18 protein-coding genes are annotated in these 17,449 nt (G+C 70.6%); 10 read left to right on the top strand and 8 right to left on the bottom strand.

The window, feature by feature from the left end; genetic code table 11:
- Window positions 1-51 precede the first annotated feature (51 nt).
- Window positions 52-993 (top strand): ROK family glucokinase, encoded by a 942-nt coding sequence (locus ACFQ6X_RS32225; protein WP_329211926.1) that lies wholly within the window; start codon window positions 52-54, stop codon window positions 991-993.
- 76 nt (window positions 994-1,069) lie between these two features.
- Window positions 1,070-1,831, top strand: coding sequence for an endonuclease/exonuclease/phosphatase family protein (locus tag ACFQ6X_RS32220; RefSeq protein ID WP_383186752.1), 762 nt, complete (start codon window positions 1,070-1,072; stop codon window positions 1,829-1,831).
- 13 nt (window positions 1,832-1,844) lie between these two features.
- Here the strand turns inward: ACFQ6X_RS32220 and ACFQ6X_RS32215 are convergent, their stop codons facing one another.
- On the bottom strand, window positions 1,845-2,513 hold the full coding sequence (locus tag ACFQ6X_RS32215; RefSeq protein ID WP_383186750.1) for a hypothetical protein: 669 nt from the start codon (window positions 2,511-2,513) through the stop codon (window positions 1,845-1,847).
- Window positions 2,506-3,285 carry an alpha/beta hydrolase gene (locus tag ACFQ6X_RS32210; RefSeq protein ID WP_383186749.1) on the bottom strand — a complete coding sequence of 260 codons (780 nt, stop codon included), beginning with the start codon at window positions 3,283-3,285 and terminating at the stop codon, window positions 2,506-2,508. Before ACFQ6X_RS32210 ends, ACFQ6X_RS32215 begins: the two co-directional genes overlap by 8 nt.
- A 250-nt stretch (window positions 3,286-3,535) precedes the next feature.
- Here ACFQ6X_RS32210 and ACFQ6X_RS32205 point away from each other — a divergent pair, with 250 nt between their 5' ends.
- The 5 genes from ACFQ6X_RS32205 (at window position 3,536) to ACFQ6X_RS32185 (ending at window position 8,428) form a co-directional block, all read left to right on the top strand.
- Complete coding sequence (locus ACFQ6X_RS32205; RefSeq protein WP_383186747.1) at window positions 3,536-4,255, top strand: lysophospholipid acyltransferase family protein; 720 nt, start codon at window positions 3,536-3,538, stop codon at window positions 4,253-4,255.
- A gap of 42 nt (window positions 4,256-4,297) precedes the next feature.
- The gene (gene macS / locus ACFQ6X_RS32200; protein WP_383186745.1) at window positions 4,298-5,521 is read left to right on the top strand and encodes a MacS family sensor histidine kinase; all 1,224 of its coding nucleotides are present in this window, start codon (window positions 4,298-4,300) and stop codon (window positions 5,519-5,521) included.
- A complete protein-coding gene (locus tag ACFQ6X_RS32195; protein ID WP_383186744.1) occupies window positions 5,518-6,210 on the top strand; it encodes a response regulator in 693 nt (230 codons plus the stop codon). The genes macS and ACFQ6X_RS32195 overlap by 4 nt, the downstream gene beginning before the upstream one ends.
- 114 nt (window positions 6,211-6,324) lie before the next feature.
- Window positions 6,325-7,362, top strand: coding sequence for a 6-phosphofructokinase (locus ACFQ6X_RS32190; protein WP_383186742.1), 1,038 nt, complete (start codon window positions 6,325-6,327; stop codon window positions 7,360-7,362).
- Between the two features lie 67 nt (window positions 7,363-7,429).
- A complete protein-coding gene (locus ACFQ6X_RS32185) occupies window positions 7,430-8,428 on the top strand; it encodes a 2-hydroxyacid dehydrogenase (RefSeq protein WP_383186740.1) in 999 nt (332 codons plus the stop codon).
- Between the two features lie 41 nt (window positions 8,429-8,469).
- On the opposite strand, the gene ACFQ6X_RS32180 is transcribed toward ACFQ6X_RS32185, so the two are convergent.
- Both ACFQ6X_RS32180 and ACFQ6X_RS32175 read right to left on the bottom strand, forming a co-directional pair.
- Entirely contained in the window at window positions 8,470-10,356 is a 1,887-nt protein-coding gene (locus ACFQ6X_RS32180; RefSeq protein ID WP_383186738.1) for an anthranilate synthase family protein, read from the bottom strand.
- A gap of 96 nt (window positions 10,357-10,452) precedes the next feature.
- Window positions 10,453-10,509: a trp operon leader peptide gene (locus ACFQ6X_RS32175; protein WP_124277238.1), complete on the bottom strand. Its 57-nt coding sequence runs from the start codon at window positions 10,507-10,509 to the stop codon at window positions 10,453-10,455.
- Window positions 10,510-10,606: 97 nt separating this feature from the next.
- Here ACFQ6X_RS32175 and ACFQ6X_RS32170 point away from each other — a divergent pair, with 97 nt between their 5' ends.
- Together ACFQ6X_RS32170 and ACFQ6X_RS32165 are read left to right on the top strand one after the other, a co-directional pair.
- On the top strand, window positions 10,607-11,959 hold the full coding sequence (locus ACFQ6X_RS32170; protein ID WP_383186736.1) for a class II 3-deoxy-7-phosphoheptulonate synthase: 1,353 nt from the start codon (window positions 10,607-10,609) through the stop codon (window positions 11,957-11,959).
- Between the two features lie 161 nt (window positions 11,960-12,120).
- A complete protein-coding gene (locus tag ACFQ6X_RS32165) occupies window positions 12,121-12,390 on the top strand; it encodes a (2Fe-2S)-binding protein (RefSeq protein ID WP_329215387.1) in 270 nt (89 codons plus the stop codon).
- A 13-nt stretch (window positions 12,391-12,403) separates the two neighbouring features.
- Here the strand turns inward: ACFQ6X_RS32165 and bfr are convergent, their stop codons facing one another.
- Entirely contained in the window at window positions 12,404-12,883 is a 480-nt protein-coding gene (bfr, locus tag ACFQ6X_RS32160) for a bacterioferritin (protein WP_329211947.1), read from the bottom strand.
- 156 nt (window positions 12,884-13,039) lie between these two features.
- On the opposite strand from bfr, the gene ACFQ6X_RS32155 reads away from it, so the two are divergent.
- Window positions 13,040-13,672 carry a sulfite oxidase-like oxidoreductase gene (locus ACFQ6X_RS32155; RefSeq protein ID WP_383186734.1) on the top strand — a complete coding sequence of 211 codons (633 nt, stop codon included), beginning with the start codon at window positions 13,040-13,042 and terminating at the stop codon, window positions 13,670-13,672.
- 48 nt (window positions 13,673-13,720) lie between these two features.
- Here the strand turns inward: ACFQ6X_RS32155 and ACFQ6X_RS32150 are convergent, their stop codons facing one another.
- The 3 genes from ACFQ6X_RS32150 to ACFQ6X_RS32140 all read right to left on the bottom strand — a co-directional run bounded on the left by ACFQ6X_RS32150 (window position 13,721) and on the right by ACFQ6X_RS32140 (window position 17,447).
- The gene (locus ACFQ6X_RS32150) at window positions 13,721-14,584 is read right to left on the bottom strand and encodes a deoxyribonuclease IV (protein ID WP_383186732.1); all 864 of its coding nucleotides are present in this window, start codon (window positions 14,582-14,584) and stop codon (window positions 13,721-13,723) included.
- A 5-nt stretch (window positions 14,585-14,589) separates the two neighbouring features.
- Window positions 14,590-16,503 (bottom strand): Stk1 family PASTA domain-containing Ser/Thr kinase, encoded by a 1,914-nt coding sequence (pknB, locus tag ACFQ6X_RS32145; protein WP_383186730.1) that lies wholly within the window; start codon window positions 16,501-16,503, stop codon window positions 14,590-14,592.
- A 149-nt stretch (window positions 16,504-16,652) separates the two neighbouring features.
- Window positions 16,653-17,447: a thiazole synthase gene (locus ACFQ6X_RS32140; protein WP_383186729.1), complete on the bottom strand. Its 795-nt coding sequence runs from the start codon at window positions 17,445-17,447 to the stop codon at window positions 16,653-16,655.
- Window positions 17,448-17,449 lie beyond the last annotated feature (2 nt).

Below are 17,449 nucleotides of genomic sequence, written 5' to 3'. Positions count from 1 at the left end.
CGGCTCGGGTACGGTTGGCCGTAGCGGGGCTCGACCGAAACTGAGGGATTCATGGGACTCACCATCGGCGTCGATATCGGCGGCACGAAGATCGCGGCTGGAGTGGTCGACGAAGAGGGCCGGATCCTCTCGACGTTCAAGGTATCGACCCCGCCGACGGCCGAAGGCATCGTCGACGCGATCTGCTCGGCCGTGGCCGGGGCGAGCGAGGGACACGAAGTCGAGGCGGTCGGCATCGGCGCAGCCGGATATGTCGACGACAAGCGCGCCACCGTGCTGTTCGCTCCGAACATCAACTGGCGCCACGAGCCGCTCAAGGACAAGGTCGAGCAGCGCGTCGGCCTGCCGGTCGTCGTCGAGAACGACGCCAATGCGGCGGCCTGGGGCGAATACCGCTTCGGTGCCGGCCAGGGGCACGACGACGTCATCTGCATCACGCTCGGCACCGGCCTCGGCGGCGGCATCATCATCGGCAACAAGCTGCGCCGCGGACGCTTCGGTGTAGCGGCGGAATTCGGTCATATCCGGGTTGTCCCGGACGGCCTGCTCTGCGGCTGCGGAAGCCAGGGCTGCTGGGAGCAGTACGCATCCGGACGGGCACTCGTCCGGTACGCGAAGCAGCGCGCCAACGCCACCCCGGAGAACGCCGCGATACTGCTGTCGCTCGGCGACGGCACGGTGGACGGCATCGAGGGCAAGCACATCAGCGAGGCCGCCCGGCAGGGCGACCTGGTGGCCGTCGACTCGTTCCGTGAGCTGGCCCGCTGGGCCGGAGCCGGACTCGCCGACCTCGCGTCGCTCTTCGACCCGTCGGCGTTCATCGTCGGCGGCGGCGTCTCGGACGAGGGTGAACTGGTCCTCGACCCGATCCGCAAGTCGTTCCGGCGCTGGCTGATCGGTGGCGAGTGGCGTCCGCACGCCCAGGTCCTCGCGGCCCAACTGGGCGGCAAGGCAGGCCTGGTGGGCGCGGCCGACCTGGCGCGCCAGGGCTGAGCCCACAAGCACTACGACGACGGACGCCCGTCGCGCCCTGCGGGGAGCGGCGGGCGTCCGTCGTATCGTGCTTCGCATGGTCACGACGCCGATGCCGCTGCCCGACTCCCGTACCGAGCCGGACGGTTCGGCCGTCATCAGAGTGCTCAGCTACAACGTCCGCTCGCTGCGCGACGACACCGAGGCGCTGGCCCGCGTCATCCGCGCCTGCGCACCCGACCTGGTGTGCGTCCAGGAGGCCCCGCGCTTCTTCCGCTGGCGCAAGGCGGCGGCCCGGCTCGCCGCCATGACCGACCTGGTGATCCTCAGTGGCGGCGCCCCCGCGGCAGGACCGCTGCTGCTGTGCTCCCTGCGCGCCACGGTGGAACGCACCGAGGACGTCCTGCTGCCGCTCACCCCCGGACTTCACCGCCGGGGCCTGGCCACGGCGGTGGTACGGATCGCGGGAGCCAGGCTCGGGGTCGTGAGCTGCCATCTCAGTCTGCGGCGCGAGGAGCGCCACGCCCAGGCGGGACTCCTGCTCGCACAGCTCGACGCGATGGACGTCCCGCACGCCGTCGTGGCGGGCGACCTCAACGACGTACCGGAAGGGCGGGCGTTCCGGCGGCTGGCAGGACGGCTTCAGGACAGCCGGTCCGTACGTCCCTGGGGTGGCGAGTACACCTTTCCGCCCCACGCACCGGTCAAGCGCATCGACGCGGTCTTCGCGACGGACGGCATCGAGGTGCTCGGATGCGGTGTCCCGGCGGGCCTGCCCGGAGTCCTCGAGGCGGACCTGCGGGCGGCCACGGACCATCTGCCCGTACTGGCCGCCCTCAGAGTGCCCGCGGGGGGCTGAACGCGCGTCGGGGTCAGACGACCGCGCCGCGCCCCGGGTCGTCGTCCTCTTCGTCGTCATGGGGCATCCGGGCCACCAGGGTGGCGAAGCCGCCCAGGAAGCCGCCGATGCAGAGCGTGGTGAGCCACCACGTCATGTCCCACTGCAGCAGCACCGCGACGAGCATCAGCACCGGGCCGCCGACGACCGCGAGCCAGGCGAACTTCGCCGTCACATCGGCCTCGGGCAGCGGCGGCGGCTCCGGAGGGACGAAATGCCCCTCCTCGCTGTCGTCCGGATCGTCGACGTCGCCGTCCTGGGGTTCCACCACGTCGTAGTCGCGCGGGCCTGACACCCCGGGAGCGAAGACGACCGAACTGCCGAGCGGCTTCTTCTCCGGCGGCTTGCCGGGCGCCTTCTTGCCCGCGCCCTTGTCCGCGTCGTCACCCGCGCCCGTGTCCGTACCGGGCAGGGTGTTGAGCTGGTCGTCCTCCAGCAGGGCGAGGTCCTCGATCGACTTGAACGGCTTGGCGCCCGGCGGGTCCGGCGGCTCCTCGCCGTATCCGGCGACGATCGCCTCCCAGGCCGCGGCCTCGTCCAGCGGCCGGACCTCCTCCGTACCCTCGGGGACGGCCGTCCCCTCCGTGGGGCGCGGTTCGCGCTCCTCGTCACTGCCTGCCCGCTCCGCGTCGTGCTCAGCCACCGGACGTGCTCCCCTTCCTACCGACGCTGGGTGCGAGGCGGCCGATGAACCGGTAGCTCTCATCGAAGATCCGCTCCGCATCGTGGTCCAACGTCGCCACGTGGTAGCTCTGTTCCAGCAGGATCTCCTCGACATCCCTCGACGACACCCGGCTGAGGATCCGGGCCGAGTCGGCCGGCGGCACGACATGGTCCTGCGGGCTGTGCAGCAGCACGATCGGCTGCGTGACCTGAGGCAGCTCGGCGTCGACCAGCCGGAAGAACTTCCGGACCGAATGCGCGGCGTGCAGCGGCACCCGGTCGTAACCGACCTCTTCGGAGTCCGCCATGGCGATATCGCTGGTCAGCCCCTTCGTCGTCCGCACCAGATGCCGGGCGACCGGCAGGGCGTACGCGGACAGACCGTGCACCTTGTTCGCCGGGTTCACCAGGACCAGGCCACGGATCGCGTCGCCGTGCTTCGCCGCGAGGCGCAGCGACAGCGCGCCCCCCATGGAGAGCCCGAAGACGAAGACCTGCTCGCACCGGGCCAGCAGGACGCGCAGCTCCCGGTCCACTTCCGCGTACCAGTCCTGCCAGCCCGTGACCGCCATGTCCTCCCAGCGCGTGCCGTGTCCGGGCAGCAGCGGGAGGGACACGGTCAGGCCGCGCTCCGCGAGGTAGTCGGCCCAGGGGCGCAGCGACTGCGGCGATCCGGTGAATCCGTGACAGAGAAGGACGCCGACCTCTCCGCCCTCGTGGCGGAACGGCTCGGCTCCAGGAAGGACCGGCACCGGGGTCTCCTGTTCATGAGCGGGACGGGGGCGTGCAAGGGGAGTGCAAAAGGATTACTTCACCGTACGCGACCGGACCGACACCGACCAGGGCCGTCACTGTCCGAGCCGTCGTCTCCGGGTCATCGATTCCCGGCCGCCGGCCGGCCGGGGTGCCCGCCGCGGCGGGGAGCACCGTCACATGCCGGGCGGAAGAGGCCGAGGCCCCACAGGCTAAGGTCGGACGGACAGCACACAGGAGGCATCCGAGTTGATCTACGGCGCAATGAAGTTCTCCATCGGCGGGTCTCTGAAGCTCGCCTTCAGGCCGTGGGTGGAGGGCCTGGAGAACATCCCCGAACAGGGGCCGGCGATCCTCGCGAGCAACCATCTGTCGTTCTCCGACTCGTTCTTCCTGCCGGCCGTCCTCGACCGCAAGGTGACGTTCATCGCCAAGGCCGAGTACTTCACCGCCCCCGGAGTGAAGGGCAGGCTCACCGCCGCCTTCTTCAAGGGCGTGGGCCAGCTCCCGGTGGACCGCTCCGGTGGCCGCGGCGCCGGTGAGGCGGCCATCAGGGCCGGCATCCAGGTCATCGAGAGCGGCGGGCTCTTCGGCATCTACCCGGAGGGCACCCGGTCACCCGACGGACGGCTCTACCGGGGCAAGCCCGGCGGTCTCGCCCGGGTGGCCCTCGCCACCGGCGCACCCGTCATCCCCGTCGCGATGATCGACACGGAGAAGATCCAGCCACCGGGCCAGGTGGTGCCCAAGCTGATGCGCCCGGGCATCAGGATCGGCAAGCCGCTCGACTTCAGCCGCTACCAGGGCATGGACGGGGACCGTTTCATCCTGCGCTCGGTGACCGACGAGGTCATGTACGAGATCATGAAGCTCTCCGGCCAGGAGTACGTGGACATCTACGCGACCGCGGCCAAGCGCCGGATCGCCGAAGAGGCGAAGAAGAAGGGGACGGAACGGTCCGGCGCGTAACAACGTCGTTCACCGTCCGGGGCAGGAAACGGGGGAGGGGACATGGCCAAAATCGAGCGGGTCGTACGGATGTCGGTCGAGCAGCCGCTGTGGCGCGCGCTGACCGCGTACCGCGTACTGACGCTGATCTACGCGGTGCTGCTCGCGGGCTTCCGCGACAAGACGTACGACCGTCCCTGGGTGACCATCGCCTTCCTCGCGGTCATGGGCATCTGGACGCTGGCCACCCTCCCCAGGGTGGCGGGCGCCGCGAGCTGCACCAAACGCTTCCTCGGCATCGACCTCGCCATCGCCCTGACGGGGATCCTGCTGTCCCCGCTCGCCGACTTCAGCGCCCGGCACGTCGACGGCCCGACCCTTCCCTCGATCTGGACCGCCGGCTCGGTCCTCGCCTTCGCGCTCAAGGGCGGCTGGCGCTGGGCGGCCTTCGCCTCCACGCTCGTCGCCGCCGCGAACATCGTCGAGCGCGGCGAGCCCAGCCGGGACACCTTCCACAACGTCCTGCTGGTCTGGGTCGCGTCGATAGCGATCGGCTACGTCGTCGAGGTCGCCCGCGCCAGTGAGCGCACCCTGGCCCGCGCCCTGGAGATCGAGGCCGCCACCCGGGAGCGCGAGCGCCTCGCCCGCGACATCCACGACAGCGTGCTGCAGGTCCTCGCGATGGTGCAGCGCCGGGGTTCGGCGCTCGGCGGCGAGGCCGCCGAGCTGGGCCGGATGGCGGGCGAGCAGGAGGTCGCCCTGCGCACCCTGGTCTCCAGCGGCCTCGTGCCCACCACCCGGGTCTCCGAGGACACCGCCGAGGGCGCGGTGGTCCGCACCGTGGACGTGGACACCGACGAGGAGTCCGGGTCCGCATGCGATCTGCGCACCCTCCTCGCCCGGCACGCCGGCTCCCGGGTCAGCTTCGCGGAACCCGGCGCACCGGTGCTGCTCGCGTCCGGCGCCGCGCGTGAGCTCGCCGCCGCGGTGAGCGCCGCGCTGGACAACGTGCGGGTCCACGCCGGAGAGGGCGCGCAGGCCTGGATCCTGGTCGAGGACGAGCCCGACGAGGTGATCGTCACGGTCCGGGACGACGGGCCCGGCATCCCGGAGGGCAGGCTCGACCAGGCGGAGGGCGAAGGGCGGCTCGGCGTCGCCCTGTCGATCCGCGGTCGGCTGCGCGAACTGGGCGGCACAGCAGAGCTGATCTCGGTACCCGGACAGGGCACCGAGGTCGAGTTGAAGGTTCCGAAGGTTTCACGGGGGAAGGCAGGATCGGCCCGATGAGTACACCGAACACCCAGGCAGCCGGGGAGCGGCCCATCAAGGTGATGGTCGTCGACGACCATCCGATGTGGCGCGACGCCGTGGCCCGCGACCTGGCCGAGTCCGGCTTCGACGTGGTGGCGACCGCGGGTGACGGCCCGCAGGCCGTGCGCCGCGCCAGGGCGGCCGGCCCCGACGTCCTCGTCCTGGACCTCAACCTGCCCGGCATGCCGGGCGTCCAGGTCTGCAAGGAGCTGGTCGGCTCCCACCCCGGCCTGCGCGTCCTGGTGCTCTCCGCCAGCGGTGAGCACGCCGATGTGCTGGAGGCCGTGAAGTCGGGCGCCACCGGCTATCTGCTCAAGTCGGCCAGCACCCAGGAGCTGACCGACGCCGTGCGCGCGACGGCGGCCGGCGACCCGGTCTTCACCCCGGGCCTCGCCGGACTGGTCCTCGGCGAGTACCGCAGGCTCGCCTCCGACCCCGCCCCGGCCGCCTCCGACGAGCCGAAGGCCCCGCAGCTCACCGAACGCGAGACCGAGGTGCTGCGGCTCGTCGCCAAGGGACTCTCGTACAAGCAGATCGCCGAACGCCTGGTCATCTCGCACCGCACCGTGCAGAACCACGTGCAGAACACCCTGGGCAAACTCCAGCTGCACAACCGCGTGGAGCTCGTGCGGTACGCCATCGAGACGGGCCTCGACGACGCCTGACAGGAACAAACACCGCCCGCTGCACGGGAATTGACCGTCCGACCCATCCCGGAGTGACCTGGATCACCATTAGCGTGACCCGTAGAGAGCTCACTTCGGCGAAGGGATGCTTCCATGCGGGTCGGAGTACTGACCGGGGGCGGCGACTGCCCCGGACTCAATGCGGTCATCCGCGCCATCGTCCGCAAGGGCGTGCAGGAGTACGGCTACGACTTCACCGGCTTCCGGGACGGCTGGCGCGGACCACTGGAGGGCGAGACGGTACCGCTCTCCATCCCGGCGGTGCGCGGCATCCTGCCGCGCGGCGGCACGATCCTCGGCTCCTCCCGTACCAATCCGTTCGACGCCGAGTACGCCGGGCAGGGAGTCCGCCGGATCAGGGAGAACCTCGCCAAGTACGAGGTCGACTCCCTCATCACGATCGGCGGCGAGGACACGCTCGGCGTCGCGGCGACCCTGTCCGACGAGTACGGCATCAAGTGCGTCGGCGTTCCCAAGACCATCGACAACGACCTCTCCGCCACCGACTACACCTTCGGCTTCGACACCGCCGTCGGCATCGCGACCGAGGCGATCGACCGGCTCCACACCACGGCCGAATCCCATATGCGCGTCCTCGTCGTCGAGGTGATGGGCCGGCACGCGGGCTGGATCGCCCTCCACTCCGGTCTGGCCGGCGGCGCCAACGTCATCCTCATCCCGGAACAGCGCTTCGACATCGACCAGGTCTGCGACTGGGTGACCTCCCGTTTCAGCGCGAGCTACGCGCCGATCGTGGTGGTCGCCGAGGGGGCGGCGCCCGCACACGGCGAGATGGTCCTCAAGGACGGGTCGCACGACTCCTTCGGGCACGTCCGGCTCTCCGGCGTCGGCGAATGGCTGGCCAAGGAGATCGAGAGCCGAACGGGCAAGGAGGCCAGGACCACCGTCCTGGGGCATGTCCAGCGCGGCGGCACACCCAGTGCCTTCGACCGCTGGCTCGCCACCCGTTTCGGGCTGCACGCCATCGAAGCCGTGCACGACGGCGACTTCGGCATCATGGTGGCGCTGCAGGGCACGAACATCGGGCGCGTACCGATCGCGGAGGCGACAGCCCGCCTCAAGACCGTCGATCCCGCCCTGTACGCGGAGGCCGGGGTCTTCTTCGGCTGACCGGCGCACCGGGGGTGCGGGCCGTATATTCGCGACGACAGGCCCCACCCCCAACCCGGGAGACGTCGTGGAAATCCTGGCATTCGGTGTGCAGTCCGACGAGAAGCCGCTGATCGAGAAGGCCTTCGCCGGACTGCACGACGTCCGCTGCCTGGACGTCTTCCTGACCAAGGACACCGCCCCCATCGCGGCCGGCTACGAGATCATCTCCACCAGCGTCAACGCCGACCTCGGGAGCCCCGTCCTGCAGACCCTGGCCGCGGGCGGCACGCAGATGATCGCCCAGCGCTCCACGGGCTTCAACAACATCGACCTCGACGTCGCCGAACGCCTCGCCCTGCGGGTCGCCAGGGTCTCGTACTACTCGCCCCACTCGGTCGCCGAGTTCGCCTGGACCCTCGCCATGGCGGTCAACCGCAACATCGTCCGCGCCGTGAGCCGCACCCGTGACTTCGACTTCCGGCTCGACGGGCTCCTCGGGCGGGACATGCACGGCCGCACCGCCGGTGTGGTCGGCACGGGCAAGATCGGCGAGGCGTTCACCCGGATCGCCCACGGCTTCGGGATGAATCTGCTGGGCTGGGACGTCGCGGAGAACCCCGCCTGCACCGCGCTCGGCATGACCTACGTCGACAAGGAGCGGCTCTTCGCCGAGGCGGACCTGATCAGCCTCCACGTACCGCTGCTGCCCGCCACCCACCACCTCATCGGCAAGGACAGCCTGTCCCTGATGAAGGACGACGCGATCCTGGTCAACTCCAGCCGCGGCGGCCTCATCGACACCGAGGCGCTCGTCACCGAACTGCGGGCCGGCCGCTTCACCGGGGTCGGACTCGACGTGTACGAGGCGGAGGCGGGGCTGTTCTACCTCGACAAGTCCCTGGAGGGCGTCGACGACGACACCCTGGCCCGGCTCGTCACCTTCCCGAACGTCGTCGTGACCTCGCACCAGGCGTACTACACGCGCGACGCCGTGGGACAGATCATCGAAGCCACCGTGCAGAACGTCACCGACTACCTGGCGGGCCGCCGCAGCGCCAACGTCCTCGTACCGGCCGCTCCCTAGCTCCGTGGGGCCCCGGACGCCCGGGGCCCCACGGGACTGCCTCAGCCGGCCACCGGCAGCGCCGCCAGCAGACCGGTGACGATCGCGGCCCCGCGCAGGGTCAGCACCGACTCCGGGTGGAACTGGACCGACGCGAAGCCCTTGCCCCGCAGCGCGTGCAGCTCCCCGGAGCCCGCGTCCCGGCTCACCTCGATGCCGTGCGCCCCCAGCTCGGTGGCGGCGGCCTCGTCGCAGCGCGCCGTGAAGCTGTTGTAGAAGCCGACGGTCTCCGGCCGGCCGAACAGCTCGATCCGGGTCTGCGCACCCTGGTACGGCACGGTTTTCCGCACGATCTCCAGACCCAGCTCCGCCGCGATCAGCTCATGGCCCAGGCATACGCCCAGCAGCCCGTGGCGGTGGTCCGCGACCAGCTCGGCGGTCAGGCCGCGCAGCAGCCGCATCTTCGGGTCGGCGGCGTCCCCGGGGTTGCCGGGCCCCGGGCCCAGGACGACGGGTCCCTCGTGCGCCCGCACGGTGTCGCGCAGGCCGGGCTCGTCGTACCGGTGCACCGACACCGTGAGGCCCGAGGAGCGCAGCAGGTGCGCCAGCATCGCGGTGAACGTGTCCTCGCCGTCCACCACCAGCGCGTGCCCGGACAGTTCCCGGGTGCGCTCCTGCATGCGCAGCCAGAAGGGGGCGAGGCCGCCGCGCCGGTCGTCCAGGGCGGCCTGCACCCGCGGATCGGAGGCCAGCTGCGGACGGCCCGCCTCCGCCTCGGGCCGGCCGGGCCGTACGCCCAGCGCGGCGAGCACGCCGGCCGCCTTCGCATGGGTCTCGGCGACCTCGCCCGCCGGGTCGGAGTGGCGCACCAGCGTGGCCCCGACCGGTACCCGCAGCCGGCCGTCGGCCGAGATGTCCGCGGTGCGGATCAGGATGGGGGAGTCCAGCGTCTGCGTCCCGCCGGGCTCCCGGCGCAGCAGGGCCAGGGCGCCCGCGTAGTAGCCGCGGCCGCCGGGCTCGTACCGCTCGATCACCCGGCAGGCGTTCTGCACCGGGGACCCGGTGACCGTCGCCGCGAACATCGTCTCCCTGAGGACCTCGCGCACATCCAGCGAGGAGCGCCCGCGCAGCTCGTACTCGGTGTGTGCGAGGTGGGCCATCTCCTTGAGCCGGGGGCCGACCACCACACCGCCCATGTCGCCGACGGTGCACATCATCTTGAGTTCCTCGTCGACCACCATGGAGAGCTCCTCGGTCTCCTTGCGGTCGCCGAGGAAGGCCAGCAGGCTCTCGGCGCTCGGCCCCTCGGCGGGGTAGCGGTAGGTCCCGCTGATCGGGTTCATCACGACGGTCCCGCCGGACATCCGCACATGCACCTCGGGACTGGCGCCGACCAGCGTCCTGTCCCCGGTGTGCACGACGAACGTCCAGTACGCGCCCCGCTCACCGGCCAGCAGCCGCCGGAACAGCGCCAGCGCGTCGGCCCGGCCGAAGCCCGGGATCTCGCCCTCGAAGGTCCGCCGGATCACGAAGTTCGCGCCTTCGCCCTGCCCGATCTCGTCCTCGATGACCCGCCGGACGATGTCCGCGTACTCCCCGTCGGGGACGTCGAAGGCACCGTCCTCGACCCGTACGTCATGGGCGGGCAGCCGCGCCAGCACCTCCTCCAGCGGCAGCTCCCAGGACTCCTCGGCGACCAGCACGGCCAGCGGGGTGCCGTCGTCGCGTACGTCGAAGCCGCGCTCGGCGATCTGCCGGAACGGCACCAGGGCAAGGGACGGCTGCTCGCCCACCGGGAGGCCGGCGAGCCTGTCCACCTCGTGGACCCCGCCGATCAGGACCTCGACGGTGTCGTGGTCCCGGCCGGGTGTGCGCCTGCGCAGCAGCGCGAAGGGAGGGCAGTCGTCCCGGAGCAGTCTGCGAACCAGGTCGGTGGCACGGTCGGGCATGGGAGTTCCTTCCGGATGGAGGAACGGCTCCCGGCTCCAGAACGCAGAGAAGGCCGCCCCTCGGGCGGCCTTCGCGAAGTCTGTACGCGCGATGAGTCAGCGGGCCGCCGGATGAGCGGTCCACCACCAGTTCTGGGTCGTCTGCGCGAACATGTCCCGAACCCTAGCGGATCCACCGGACAAACGAGCGCGCGTCTCAATTGTTGAGCGCAGGGCTGGACGGGCTCCCCGACCCCGTAATGTTGGGGGTGTGACCGTGAACGCCAATACCTCCGTCGCCGGTGCCCATACCTGGCGTGACCTTCCCGCGGCGCAGCAGCCCGAGTACCCCGATGCCGAGGCTCTGCGCGATGTGCTCGCGGAGCTCGAATCGTATCCGCCGCTCGTCTTCGCGGGCGAGTGCGACCAGCTGCGATCCCGCCTGGCAGCCGTTGCCAAGGGCGAGGCGTTCCTGCTGCAGGGCGGTGACTGCGCCGAGGCCTTCGACGCGGTGTCCGCCGAGCACATCCGGGCCAAACTGAAGACGCTGCTCCAGATGAGCGCCGTCCTCACCTACGCGGCTTCCGTGCCCGTGGTCAAGATCGGCCGGATCGCGGGCCAGTACTCCAAGCCGCGCTCCAAGTCGACCGAGACCCGCGACGGCGTGACCCTGCCGACCTACCGCGGCGACTCCGTCAACGGCTTCGCCTTCACCGAGGAAGCCCGGATCCCGGACCCCGAGCGGCTGAAGCGGATGTACCACGCATCCGCCTCCACGCTGAACCTGGTCCGTGCCTTCACCACCGGCGGCTACGCCGACCTGCGCCAGGTGCACGCCTGGAACCAGGACTTCGTGAAGTCCTCGCCCTCCGGCCAGCGTTACGAGGCACTGGCCCGCGAGATCGACAACGCGCTGAACTTCATGAAGGCGTGCGGCACGGACCCGGCCGAGTTCAAGGCGGTCGAGTTCTACGCCTCGCACGAGGCGCTCCTGCTGGACTACGAGTCCTCGCTCACCCGCACCGACTCGCGCACGGGCCAGCTGTACGACACCTCGGGCCACATGGTCTGGGTCGGTGAGCGCACCCGCCAGATGGACGGCGCGCACATCGAGTTCGCCTCGAAGGTCCGCAACCCCATCGGTATCAAGCTCGGCCCGACGACCACCGTCGACGAGGCGCTCGGCTACGTCGACCGTCTCGACCCCGACCGCGAGCCGGGCCGGCTGACCTTCATCGTGCGCATGGGCGCCGACAAGGTCCGCGACAAGCTCCCCGAGCTGGTCGAGAAGGTCACCGCCTCCGGCGCCACGGTGGTGTGGGTGACCGACCCGATGCACGGCAACACCTTCGAGGCCGCGTCCGGACACAAGACGCGCCGCTTCGACGACGTCCTGGACGAGGTCAAGGGCTTCTTCGAGGTCCACAAGGCCCTGGGCACCCACCCGGGCGGCATCCACGTCGAGCTCACCGGTGACGATGTCACCGAGTGCGTGGGCGGCGGCCACGAGATCTTCGTGGACGATCTGCACCAGCGCTACGAGACGGCCTGCGACCCGCGCCTCAACCGCAGCCAGTCCCTCGACCTGGCCTTCCTGGTCGCCGAGATGTACCGCGACCAGTAGGGACCACCGCTGGGAGCACCTGTGGGGCACGGATCCATGTGATCCGTGCCCCACAGTCGTAGCCGGGGCTTTTACGGGCCTGGCGCGACGGGTAAGGTTAGGTTAGCCTCACCGAAACATCGGGACGGCGCAGCGATCGACCCCGTCGGGAGGTGAACCGCGTGTACGTCTGCTCCTGCTTCGGCATCACGGAACAGCAGGTCAAGAAGCATGCGGACGACGGGGCGTGCACGCCCCGCCAGATAGCCTCCGCCTGCAAGGCGGGGACGGACTGCGGCGGCTGCGTCCGCAGGATCCAGGCACTGCTCGGACGCGGCGACTGCCCGCGTCGTGAGCTCCTCGAGGGGCGGACGGAGCCGACGGGCGCTCCTGCCGGTGCGCCCGTCACCTTCGCCGGTCCGCCGGACGTCCGGCTCTCCGACGCCGCCTGAGCGGGCCCGGCGGTCAGCTCTCCGGCTGCTCGATCAGCTGGGCGATGTAGAGCGGCTCCCCGAGCTTCTCCACCAGCTCCAGCTGGGTGTCGAGGTAGTCGATGTGGTGCTCCTCGTCCGCCAGGATGGACTCGAAAATGTTCGCCGAGGTGACGTCGCCCTTGGCCCGCATCACGTCGATGCCCCGCTTCAGGCGGTCGATCGCCTCCACCTCGACCTGACGGTCGGCCTGGAACATCTCGGTGACCGTCTGGCCGACCCGTACGTGGAAGAGCCGCTGATAGTTGGGCAGGCCCTCCAGGAAGAGGATCCGGTCGGTGAGGATCTCGGCGTGCTTCATCTCGTCGAACGACTCGGCCCGGGTGTACTTGGCGAGCTTCGTCCAGCCGAAGTTGTCCTGCATCTTGGCGTGCAGGAAGTACTGGTTGATGGCAGTCAATTCGGCGGTCAGCTGTTCGTTCAGAAACTCGAGGACCTCGGGGTCGCCCTGCATCGCAGAGGCTCCTTCCAACCGGTGAACTGGGCATGTTTGCGCCGCATCCTTGCATCGCACCCCGCAGCCGTCCAGTAAGTGCACGCTTAGTATGAGTTGCCCGAATCGGGTCTCCCCTGGTCATAACCACCCCTGCCTGTCTGTCACCATGGAGGCATGGGTCAGCCGGAAAGCCGGGAACGCGGCACAGCAGAGCAGTCCGGGCTACCGCCGGGGCAGCGACTGCAGCGTGGCTGGCCGGTCACCCATTACGGGCCGGTGCCCAAGTTCAAGCCCGACCGCTGGGAGTTCAGGGTCTTCGGGGCCACGGCGGACGGTGAGAAGCGCTGCTGGAACCACCAGGAATTCTCCGCGCTGCCGTACTCCTCGGTCGTCGCCGATCTCCACTGCGTGACGAAGTTCAGCATGCTCGGAGCCGAATGGGGCGGAATCCTCGCGCGCTCGGTCGTGGAACTGGCGCCGCCCGCACCCCATGTCACCCATGTGATGGTCTGGGCCGAATACGGATTCAGCTCGAATCTGCGGCTGTCCGACTTCATGTCCGACCGCACGCTCTTCGCCACCCACAAGGACGGCGAACTCCTCACCGCCGAACACGGATTCCCGCTGCGGCTGGTCGTACCGCACCTGTACGCCTGGAAGGGCCCCAAGTGGGTGCGCGGCATCGAGTACATGAGCGCCGACCGCCGTGGATTCTGGGAAGAGCGCGGCTACCACAACATCGGTGATCCGTGGACCGAGCAGCGCTACTCCTACCAGGAGGAGCCCGGGGACGGCCCCGAGCTCTGACCCCGCGGCAGCCGGTACACCCGCACGGAGTACCCCGTCGCGTTCACCTCACGGGCCGACGGGGCCCCGGAGTTCCTTCAGACGCGCCACGTCCGCCGCGTGCCCCTCCTTGCCGCCGGGCGTCTCGATGATCAGCGGCACCCCTTCGGTCGCGGGATGCGAGAACAGCTCCCGGAAGGGTTCGGCGCCGATATGGCCCGCCCCGATGTTCTCGTGGCGGTCCTTGTGCGCGCCCACGACATCCTTGGAGTCATTGGCGTGGATCAGCTTCAGCCGGCCCTCGCCGACCGTGTCCACCAGCAGATCCAGGGTCTGTCGCATGCCGCCGGGACCCGCCAGATCGTGGCCCGCCGCGTAGATGTGGCAGGTGTCCAGGCAGATCCCCAGCTTGGGGTGGGAGTCCAGGGCCTCGAAGTACGGGCCGAAGTCCCAGGTCCGTGAACAGAGCGAGAACCCCTGCCCGGCCGTCGACTCCAGCAGAAGGAACGGATCGTCGTCATGGGTCAGCTCGTCGAGCAGCGGCCTCATGTGCGTACGCACCTGTGCGAGGGCCTCGGACCGCGGTCGCCCGCCCGTCGCCGACCCCGTGTGCACCACCACGCCCAGGGCACCGATCTCCCTGGCCCGGCGCAGCGAGTGGCGCAGCGACTCGACGGACCGCTCGACCGTGGCCTCGGTGTGCGAGCCGAAGTTGATCAGGTACGGGGCGTGGACGTACGCGGGGACGGACTCGGCCGCGCACTCCGAGCGGAACAGCTCGTCCTGCGCCGGGTTCCCCGGCGGCGTCGCCCAGCCGCGCGGATTGGCGACGAAGACCTGTACGGTCTCCGCCGCCAGCTCCCGCGCATAGCCGAGGCCGATTTTCGCGAGGCCGCCCGCCACGGGGACGTGACCGCCTACTGGGTTGCGCATGTGTTCTAGAGACCCTTGGTCTTGATGGTGATCGTGGAGCCTTCCGGGGCCTGTTCGCCGCCGTCGACCGACTGACTCGCGATCGTGTCGCTGAAGGAGAGGAACGCGCGGTCGACCTTGACCTCGAACCCCGCCTCCTCCAGTTCGCTCCTGGCCTCGTCCACGTCCTTCCCGGTGACGTCCGGGACGTCGAGCATGCGCGGGCCCTTGGAGACCGTGAGCTCGACGGTGTCGCCCTCCGCGGCCTCCGCGTCGTCGCCGGGGGTCTGGCGGGCTACGGTGCCCTCGGCCTCGGCGGAGTTGACCCGGTCGGGCAGCACCTCGGTCCTGAGACCCGCCTCCTCCAGCGCGGCCCTCGCGGCCTCGACGCCGAGCCCCGTGACGTCGGGGACGTCGACCGGGCTGCCCTTGCTGATGACCAGGGCGACCGCCGAGTCGGGGTGGCGGTCGGTGCCGACGGCGGGATCCGTACGGATCACCTCGCCCCGCGCGATCTCCTCGCTGAACTCCCGGGTCACCATCCCAGGCACCAGGCCGACCTTCTTCAGCTCGCGCCGGGCATCGGCGAGCGCGATGCCCTCGACGTCGGGCACCTGCACGATCTCCGGCCCGCGCGAGATCACCAGCTTCACCGCGTCGTTGCCCCGGATCCGCTCGCCCGATCCGGGATCGCTGCTGATCACCCTGCCGCGGTCCACCGTGTCGCTGTAGGAACGCTTGACGCCCCCCACATCGAGACCGGCGTCCGCGAGCCGCTTCTCCGCCGCCGTCTGGGTCTGGCCCAGCAGCGCGGGGACCCGGGTGAACTGCCCCGAATTGATGTACCAGACACCCGCACCGACCCCCAGGACCAGCAGGAGGGCGACGAGCGCCGCGAACACCCCCCGCCGGGATCCGGCGGCGAACGGCCGGCGGCCACCCGCCCGCGGCGGCAGCGGGGGCATCTCCAGGCGGCTGGTGTGGTGCGCGGTGCCCTGGCCGGCCGGGATCACCCGCGGGATCACGCTCGTACGGTCGTCGGCGGCGTCATGCGTCTCGGCGATGGCCTGCGGAGGCATCGCGTCCAGCTGCTCCTCGGTCAGACCGGCACGCACCTCGCGGGACCGGGCCAGCAGGGCCACCGCGTCATGGGGCCGGGCCTCGGGGTTGCGGGCGGTGGCGCCCGCCACCAGCTCGTCCAGTCCGGCGGCCAGGCCCGGAACCGCGCGGGACGGGGCCGGGACGTCCTCGTTGAGGTGCTGGTAGATGACCTGCGCGGCGGTTTCACCGGTGTGCGGCTTGCCGCCGGTCAGCATCTCGTACAGCACGACTCCGCACGCGTACACATCGACGCGGGTGTCGGCCGTGCCGTGCTCGATCTGCTCCGGTGCGAGGTACGAGACCGTGCCCAGGAGCGAGCCGGTGGTGTCCGTGACGGTGCCCACCGCCCGTACGAGACCGAAGTCGGCGACCTTCACCCGGCCGTCGTCCCCTATCAGGACGTTCTCCGGCTTCATGTCGCGGTGGACGAAGCCCGCCCGGTGCGCGGCACCGAGCGCGGCGAGGACCGGCTCCAGGATGTCCAGTGCGGCCCGCGGCTGCAGGGCGCCGCGCTCACGCAGGACGTCGCGCAGGGTGCACCCCGCGACGTACTCCATCGCCAGGTACACGTACGCGCCCTGGGCGCCCTGGTCGAAGACGGCCACCACATTGGGGTGCGCCAGCCGGGCCACGGACTTGGCCTCGCGGATGAAGCGCTCCACGAACGCGGCGTCGGTCGCCAGAGCCGGATGCATCACCTTGAGGGCGAGCACCCGGTCGAGACGGGTGTCCACGGCCCGGTAGACCGTGGCCATGCCGCCGACGGCGATGCGCGCGTCGATGCGGTAGCGGCCGTCGAGCAGCTGCCCGACGAGGGGGTCCTGGAGGGTCGTGTCCACGGGTCGAGTCTACGAGCCGCCACGGACACGACGGACGGGCCGGGGCTGCCCGGGGACCGTTCTGAAGCCGAGCCGTGACAGGGACATGCATGTGTTGTGACCGGAGCGCGGCCGGTGGGGCAGCCGTGCCGCCCGGCCGAGCAGTCCCGTCAGAAGGCCGGGCGCTCCGGATCCAGCACCGCCCGGCCCCCGGCGGGCGAGGACGCCTCGGCGAAATGCCGCCTCGGGATCCGGCCGGCCCGGTACGCCAGGCGCCCGCCGTCCACCGCGTGCCGCATGGCCGCGGCCATCAGCTCCGGCTCCTGCGCCCGGGTCACCGCTGAGGCGAGCATCACAGCGGCGCACCCCAGCTCCATCGCCAGCGCCGCGTCCGACGCCGTCCCCGCCCCGGCGTCGAGGATCACCGGGACCGCGGCCTGCTCGATGATCAGCTGGAAGTTGTGCGGGTTGCGGATGCCGAGCCCGGAGCCGATGGGGGAGCCGAGCGGCATGATCGCCGCGCACCCGACGTCCTGGAGCTTCCGGGCGAGGACCGGGTCGTCATTGGTGTACGGAAGGACGGTGAAGCCCTCGTCGGCCAGGGTCTCGGCGGCGTCCAGCAGCTCGATCGGATCGGGCAGCAGGGTCCGCTCGTCGGCCACGACCTCCAGCTTGATCCAGTCGGTGCCGAGCGCCTCCCTGGCCAGCCGGGCGGTCAGTACGGCCTCGCCCGCGGTGAAACAGCCGGCGGTGTTGGGCAGGACGCGGATGGAGAGCCGCTCCAGGACGGAGAGCACCGAGCCCTGCACGGTCGGGTCGAGCCGGCGCATCGCGACGGTGGTCAGCTCGGTTCCCGAGGCGACCAGGGAACGCTCCAGCACCTCGAGGCTGGGCGCACCGCCCGTTCCCATGATCAGCCGGGACGAGAAGGTGGTGGAGCCGAGCGTGAAGAGATCGTCCGACATGG

The organism is Streptomyces sp. NPDC056452, from assembly GCF_042796085.1.
GTDB lineage: Bacteria > Actinomycetota > Actinomycetes > Streptomycetales > Streptomycetaceae > Streptomyces.
The sequence above is the reverse complement of the archived record's forward strand: the minus strand, read 5'-3'. Positions and strand labels throughout refer to the sequence as shown.

Excerpts from the sequence above, each read along its gene's own strand:
- ACFQ6X_RS32150 (WP_383186732.1), bottom strand. The coding sequence starts at position 14,584 with ATGCGCAACCCAGTAGGCGGTCACGTCCCCGTGGCGGGCGGCCTCGCG.
- ACFQ6X_RS32140 (WP_383186729.1), bottom strand. The coding sequence starts at position 17,447 with ATGTCGGACGATCTCTTCACGCTCGGCTCCACCACCTTCTCGTCCCGG.
- ACFQ6X_RS32190 (WP_383186742.1), top strand. The coding sequence starts at position 6,325 with ATGCGGGTCGGAGTACTGACCGGGGGCGGCGACTGCCCCGGACTCAAT.
- ACFQ6X_RS32225 (WP_329211926.1), top strand. The coding sequence starts at position 52 with ATGGGACTCACCATCGGCGTCGATATCGGCGGCACGAAGATCGCGGCT.
- ACFQ6X_RS32195 (WP_383186744.1), top strand. The coding sequence starts at position 5,518 with ATGAGTACACCGAACACCCAGGCAGCCGGGGAGCGGCCCATCAAGGTG.
- ACFQ6X_RS32220 (WP_383186752.1), top strand. The coding sequence starts at position 1,070 with ATGGTCACGACGCCGATGCCGCTGCCCGACTCCCGTACCGAGCCGGAC.
- ACFQ6X_RS32180 (WP_383186738.1), bottom strand. The coding sequence starts at position 10,356 with ATGCCCGACCGTGCCACCGACCTGGTTCGCAGACTGCTCCGGGACGAC.
- bfr (WP_329211947.1), bottom strand. The coding sequence starts at position 12,883 with ATGCAGGGCGACCCCGAGGTCCTCGAGTTTCTGAACGAACAGCTGACC.
- macS (WP_383186745.1), top strand. The coding sequence starts at position 4,298 with ATGGCCAAAATCGAGCGGGTCGTACGGATGTCGGTCGAGCAGCCGCTG.
- ACFQ6X_RS32155 (WP_383186734.1), top strand. The coding sequence starts at position 13,040 with ATGGGTCAGCCGGAAAGCCGGGAACGCGGCACAGCAGAGCAGTCCGGG.